Origin of the sequence: Silvanigrella sp., from assembly GCF_044369315.1 — a bacterium.
GTDB lineage: Bacteria > Bdellovibrionota_B > Oligoflexia > Silvanigrellales > Silvanigrellaceae > Silvanigrella.
Window position 1 is genome coordinate 1 of the sequence record NZ_JBIPMD010000204.1, and the last position, 5,862, is coordinate 5,862.

Below are 5,862 nucleotides of genomic sequence, written 5' to 3' on the forward strand. Positions count from 1 at the left end.
AAAAAGCCTTATTTTCTTGACGCTAACCGTTGTCTCTCCTATTTAAGCATTGAGCATAGAGACGTTGTGCCTAATGAGTTTATTTCTCATTTTAAGAATACAATTTATGGATGTGATATTTGTCAAGAAGTCTGTCCTTATAATATTGTAACAACTGATTTTCCAATTTTAAAAGAATTTTCAGAGTTTCATAAGCCTTTTTTATCATTAAATGTTAAAGAAATTGCTTTAATGGACATAACTCAGTATGAAAAATGGTTTGGAGGTACGGCAGCAACAAGAGCAAAATTTCAAGGACTTGTGCGAAATGCATTATATCATTTGTATGCCACAAAAACGGATGGACTAAATGATATATTAGATCATCTTGCATCTTCAAATAATGAATTGATATTAAAAACGATCAAACAGTTAAAGGAACTATTGAATAAATAGATTATAATTTATTAGAATTTTTCTTTTGTTATATTAATTTTTGTTAATACCCTGAGTTTTTCAAGTCGTTAAGGGTAATTTTAAGGAAACGTAAAATGCATTTAAAACGCATTGTGGATCAATTGGCAACAATTTGTATATTTTCATTTATTTTTTATTCGTGCCAAACTATGAAGCCTTTGAATAACGGAATTCAAGAAGGATATGAAGCCGTAAATCCTGCTTCTATTATTGCTGTTCCTGTATTTTTATTACCCGATCCATCAAAATACTCATCAATCGATCCTGCTATTATAAATACACATCAATTAGTAAATAAAATTCAAAACAAAGTCATGCAGTCTTTTAGTGGACAGCCAAATATTAATGGTTATGCATTTTCTGCTGTAGCAAATGCATTAGGAACGGCAAAACCAACTTATTGGGATAAATTAAATGATAGTATGAAGGTCGTGGCGGATAGGTTTAATTCTAGCCAAACATCTACAAGATTGTTAATTACATCTAGTTGTTTATCAAGAAAAAACTTCATGGAGTTTTATACTTACTGCCTTGCTCCAGATAGAATATGGATAGAAAATTTAAATGGATTAGCTGCGAAAGTATTAAATGCGGATACAGCTTTAATTGTAGTAATTACTGAGATTAGTTCAGCAGCAAAAGAAGATATTTATAGTATAAATGGAGGTTTTTCTGTTTTACTTGTAGATACGAATAACGGTAAATTAATTTGGGGTAAAGATGCCTTTGCTTCCCTTATAAATCCAGCAGAAAAAAAATATTTTCCAAGTTGGGATGATCTTTTAAATCAAATATTTTCTGATACTTATTGGGAGAATTTTCCAGGTAGAATTACTAAAATGAAGGCAGATAAAAAATAAATAATTTTGATATTAAAAGAGGTTGTGAAATGTCTATTAATAAAAAGGATCCGCTCCGTAAATCAGAATTTATTACTGCTTCAAGCTCTTTGATTGATGAAATTTACTCACCAGAAAACGCCAATGACGATAAAAAATATTTAGACAAAATAGGTTTTCCTGGTGAATATCCTTATACGCGTGGCGTCCATTCTAAAATGTATCGAAGTAGCCTTTGGACTATGCGACAGTATGCTGGATTTGCAACTGCAGAGGAAAGTAACAACAGATATAAATATTTATTAAGTCAGGGACAAACTGGTTTAAGTGTTGCTTTTGATTTGCCTACTCAAATTGGCTACGATTCCGATAGCCCCGAAGCATCTGGTGAAGTGGGAAAAGTAGGAGTTGCTATTGATACTCTTGCTGATATGGAAATATTATTAAATGGAATTCCCTTAGATAAAATATCCACATCAATGACAATAAATGCTTCCGCATCTGTTTTGCTAGCGCTTTATATCGTAGTTGCAGAAAAGCAGGGTATATCAAGTGATAAATTACGTGGAACTATACAAAATGATATTTTAAAAGAATATATTTCGAGAGGAACTTATATCTATCCTCCAACACAATCTATGCGAATAATTACTGATATATTTTCTTACTGCAAAAAAAATGTTCCTTTATGGAATACGATTTCAATAAGCGGTTATCATATTCGTGAAGCGGGAAGTACAGCATCGGAAGAAATAGGATTTACATTATCTGATGGAATTGCTTACGTAGAAGCGGCTATAAAATCGGGATTAGATGTAGATGAATTTGCTCCTAGATTGTCTTTCTTTTTTAATAGTTTTACAGATCTTTTAGAAGAGGTTGGCAAATTTAGAGCAGCAAGACGTATTTGGGCTAAAATAATGAAAGAACGTTTTCATGCAAAAAATCCAAAAAGTTTGATGTTACGTTTTCACACCCAGACGGCAGGGTCTACGCTTACAGCACAGCAGCCAGATAATAATATTGTTAGGGTAACAATTCAGGCCTTAGCAGCTGTTTTAGGAGGCACTCAAAGTCTTCATACAAATAGTAAAGATGAAGCCCTTGCTTTGCCAACAGAAGAATCTGCACGTATTGCGTTGCGTACTCAACAAATTATTGCACATGAAAGTGGTATTGCAGAAACCGTAGATCCCCTTGCTGGCAGTTATTATGTTGAGGCCGTAACAGATAGAATTGAAAATGAAGCTTTAGATATTATTTCAAAAATTGATTCTATGGGGGGAATGGTAAAAGCGATTGAAGAAGGATTTGTTCAAGCTTCAATTCAAAAATCCGCTTATAAATATCAACAAGACATAGAAAATAAAAATAGAGTTATCGTTGGGGTGAATCAATTTTCAATTGAAGAAAAAGAGCAAGAAGGTTTATTGCGTATAGATAACTCTGTAGAAAAAAATCAAATCAATAGATTAAAAAATATAAAAAATACGAGAGATCAAAATGCAGTAAAAACTTCTTTAGCTCATTTAAAAACAGCAGCTAAGGGAACAGATAATTTAATGCCTTATATTATTGATGCCGTAAAAGCTTATGCAAGTATAGGTGAAATTTGCAATGTGATGAGAGAAGTATTTGGTGAGTATAAGGAAAATATTATTTTATGAGTGATTCAAGTTTTAAATTAAAAAAAGATAAAAAATCTTTCCCTTTAATTGAAATTAATTATGATAATAGAAAAACTTTTCAAAGACCTTCATGGGATGATTATTTTATTGGAATTGCAGAAGCAGTTTCTAAGCGTAGTCATGATGGAGAAACTCAAGTTGGAGTTGTTCTAATTGATGAAAATAAAAGAATTTTAGCAACTGGTTATAATGGGTTTCCACCAGGATGCGATGATACAAAACTTCCTAATTTAAGGCCAGACAAATATCCTTTTATGGTCCATGCAGAAATCAATGCAATTGCTGCTTCTAGACAAGATCTAAGAAATTCATCTTTATATTGTACTTTTAGTCCTTGTCGAGATTGCGCAAAAGCAATTATAACTGCCGGAATAAAACAGGTTGTGTTTAAAACAGCTTATAAAAATGAAGATTACGATTTTGTTATGGAATTTATGCGTTCCTGTGGGATAGAAGTTCGCCAATCATCAGAGTAAGATCCCCCTATTTGCATCCTGTCTTTCTTTGATGTAATGAATAGCGTGCTTTAGGCATGTGGATTCATTTTTGGTAAAATTATTTATGACTAAACCTTTTTGTTGTTATTTAATTGTTTTTTATTTATTAAAATTTCAATCATTATTTGGCTTAGAAAATTCTAGTTTTATCATGATAAGCAACTCTCCTAACAAAAAAGAACATGCTGATTATAGAATTCCTCTTGATGATGATAATAATTTTTTAAAAATATCAAATAAAATAAAAATTATAAATCCAGAATATATGCCTTTATTTTTATTTTATAAAGAAATAGGCACAAATCATGAAATATGTTCAAAAATGTTATTTATAGATAACTCAAAGGTATTTGAATATTCTGAAAATAAGAAAAATATTTTTTTAGGAATTATGATAGATCCATCTGATAAAATTTTAGATCAATTGAAAAAATCCGTTTTTAAAGGGAAGTTAATTACCTCTTATTGGAAAAAGAAAGATATACCTGTTTCCGTCATTGTAGATGATAAAGGAATTGTTTATTCTGTTTCTAAAGAGTCTTCTAAAGATATTTCTATTGAGACAATTGGATTATCTCGTTTAAAAGAGATTCACATCCATTAAATTCTCTCCTTTAATTATAGTGCTATTTTATTTAAGCTTTGTCCCTATTTTAAAATAAGACTCCAGTCATTGCTTTTGGTGGGCTCTTATAAAGAGAAAAATGAATTAAAATATAATAAATATGGATAATTAGTTGATTGTTTCCCTCTTAAAAAAAAAATCCTTGACACATCTTAAACCTCGTTTACTTTCCACATAAGGTTTGAGGATATCAATTATCCTCCTTTAAATTAAGACTTTTACTTGTGTGGATTTTCCCACTCTTTTTGGAGGCTCATTATGAAGATTCGTCCACTTTCAGATCGCATTTTGGTTAAGCGTGTAGCAGAAGAGACTAAAACTGCTGGCGGCATTCTCATTCCAGACAATGCCAAAGAGAAACCAGTTGAAGCCACTGTAATTGCTGTTGGTAATGGCAAAATACTTGCAGATGGCAATGTTCGTGCCATTGATATTAAAGTAGGCGATCGCGTTCTATTTAGTAAATACAGCGGTACAGAAATCAAAGTTGAAGGTGAAGATCACCTTATTTTACGTGAAGATGACATTCTTGGCGTAATTGGTTAATTTTTTGCTTATTAAATTAAACGGAATCATTAGGAGAATTTCATGTCAGCTAAAATGATTAATTTTGGTGAAGATGCACGTAAAAAAATTCTAGTTGGAGTAAACACTCTAGCAGACGCAGTTAAAGTGACTATGGGACCAAGAGGCCGTAATGTGGCTATTGATAAATCTTTCGGTTCTCCAAATGTTACTAAAGACGGTGTTACTGTTGCAAAAGAAATTGAGCTAGAAGATAAATTTGAAAATATGGGCGCTCAAATGGTTAAAGAAGTTGCTTCTAAAACCTCTGATGTTGCTGGTGACGGTACGACTACAGCTACTGTTCTTGCACAAGCAATCTACCGTGAAGGTGTAAAGCTTGTTGCTGCTGGTCACAATCCAATGGATTTAAAACGCGGTATTGATAAAGCTGTTATTGAAATTACTGCTGAACTTAAAAAAATTAGCAAACCGATTTCAAGTCACAATGAAATTGCTCAAGTTGGTACAATTTCTGCCAATTCAGATACGACAATTGGAAACATTATTGCTGAAGCTATGGAAGAAGTAGGCAAGCAAGGTGTAATTCAAATTGAAGAAGCAAAAGGCATGGAAACAACTTTAGAAGTTGTTAAAGGAATGCAATTTGATCGCGGTTACCTTTCAAACTATTTTTTGAATGACGCAGAAAGAATGGAAGTTAATTACGAAGACGCTTTTGTTCTTATTTTTGATAAAAAACTTTCTTCATTAAAAGATCTTGTTCCTATTCTTGAGAAAGTTGTTCGTACAGGCAAACCACTTTTAATTATTGCTGAAGACGTTGAAGGAGAAGCTCTAGCAGCTCTTGTTCTTAACCGTTTACGCGCAAATTTAAAAATTGTTGCTGTAAAAGCTCCTGGCTTTGGTGATCGTCGTAAAGCTATGCTTGAAGACATTGCTATTTTAACGGGCTCCACTGTTATTTCTGAAGAGCTTGGCATGAAGCTTGAAGCAACAACAATTGAGCAATTAGGCGTTGCTAAACGCATTCGTTGTGACAAAGACAACACAACAATCATTGATGGCCAAGGTCAAAAACCTGAAATCGAAGCACGCGTTAAACAAATTAGAAAACAAATTGAAGATACAACTTCCGATTACGATCGTGAAAAACTTCAAGAACGTCTTGCTAAATTATCAGGTGGTGTTGCTGTCATTCGTGTAGGCGCAGCTACTGAGTCTGAAATGAA

7 protein-coding genes are annotated in these 5,862 nt (G+C 32.6%); all 7 read left to right on the forward strand.

Translation table 11 applies throughout. The features are described from left to right. A partial coding sequence (locus ACIQ56_RS13555; protein ID WP_397601582.1) for a 4Fe-4S double cluster binding domain-containing protein occupies window positions 1-435 on the forward strand: 435 nt, incomplete at its 5' end. A 95-nt stretch (window positions 436-530) separates the two neighbouring features. Beyond that, window positions 531-1,316, forward strand: a complete 786-nt coding sequence (locus tag ACIQ56_RS13560) for a hypothetical protein (RefSeq protein WP_397601583.1) — start codon at window positions 531-533, stop codon at window positions 1,314-1,316. A 29-nt stretch (window positions 1,317-1,345) separates the two neighbouring features. Next, complete coding sequence (locus ACIQ56_RS13565; protein ID WP_397601584.1) at window positions 1,346-2,962, forward strand: methylmalonyl-CoA mutase; 1,617 nt, start codon at window positions 1,346-1,348, stop codon at window positions 2,960-2,962. Beyond that, on the forward strand, window positions 2,959-3,459 hold the full coding sequence (locus tag ACIQ56_RS13570; protein WP_397601585.1) for a deoxycytidylate deaminase: 501 nt from the start codon (window positions 2,959-2,961) through the stop codon (window positions 3,457-3,459). The genes ACIQ56_RS13565 and ACIQ56_RS13570 overlap by 4 nt, the downstream gene beginning before the upstream one ends. A gap of 85 nt (window positions 3,460-3,544) precedes the next feature. Beyond that, entirely contained in the window at window positions 3,545-4,084 is a 540-nt protein-coding gene (locus ACIQ56_RS13575) for a hypothetical protein (protein ID WP_397601586.1), read from the forward strand. A 279-nt stretch (window positions 4,085-4,363) separates the two neighbouring features. Beyond that, window positions 4,364-4,651 (forward strand): co-chaperone GroES, encoded by a 288-nt coding sequence (gene groES, locus ACIQ56_RS13580; protein WP_153419891.1) that lies wholly within the window; start codon window positions 4,364-4,366, stop codon window positions 4,649-4,651. A gap of 42 nt (window positions 4,652-4,693) precedes the next feature. Beyond that, a partial coding sequence (gene groL / locus ACIQ56_RS13585; RefSeq protein WP_397601587.1) for a chaperonin GroEL occupies window positions 4,694-5,862 on the forward strand: 1,169 nt, incomplete at its 3' end.

Coding starts and splice junctions, on each gene's coding strand:
- ACIQ56_RS13575 (WP_397601586.1), top strand. CDS start 3,545: ATGACTAAACCTTTTTGTTGTTATTTAATTGTTTTTTATTTATTAAAA.
- ACIQ56_RS13560 (WP_397601583.1), top strand. CDS start 531: ATGCATTTAAAACGCATTGTGGATCAATTGGCAACAATTTGTATATTT.
- ACIQ56_RS13570 (WP_397601585.1), top strand. CDS start 2,959: ATGAGTGATTCAAGTTTTAAATTAAAAAAAGATAAAAAATCTTTCCCT.
- groES (WP_153419891.1), top strand. CDS start 4,364: ATGAAGATTCGTCCACTTTCAGATCGCATTTTGGTTAAGCGTGTAGCA.
- ACIQ56_RS13565 (WP_397601584.1), top strand. CDS start 1,346: ATGTCTATTAATAAAAAGGATCCGCTCCGTAAATCAGAATTTATTACT.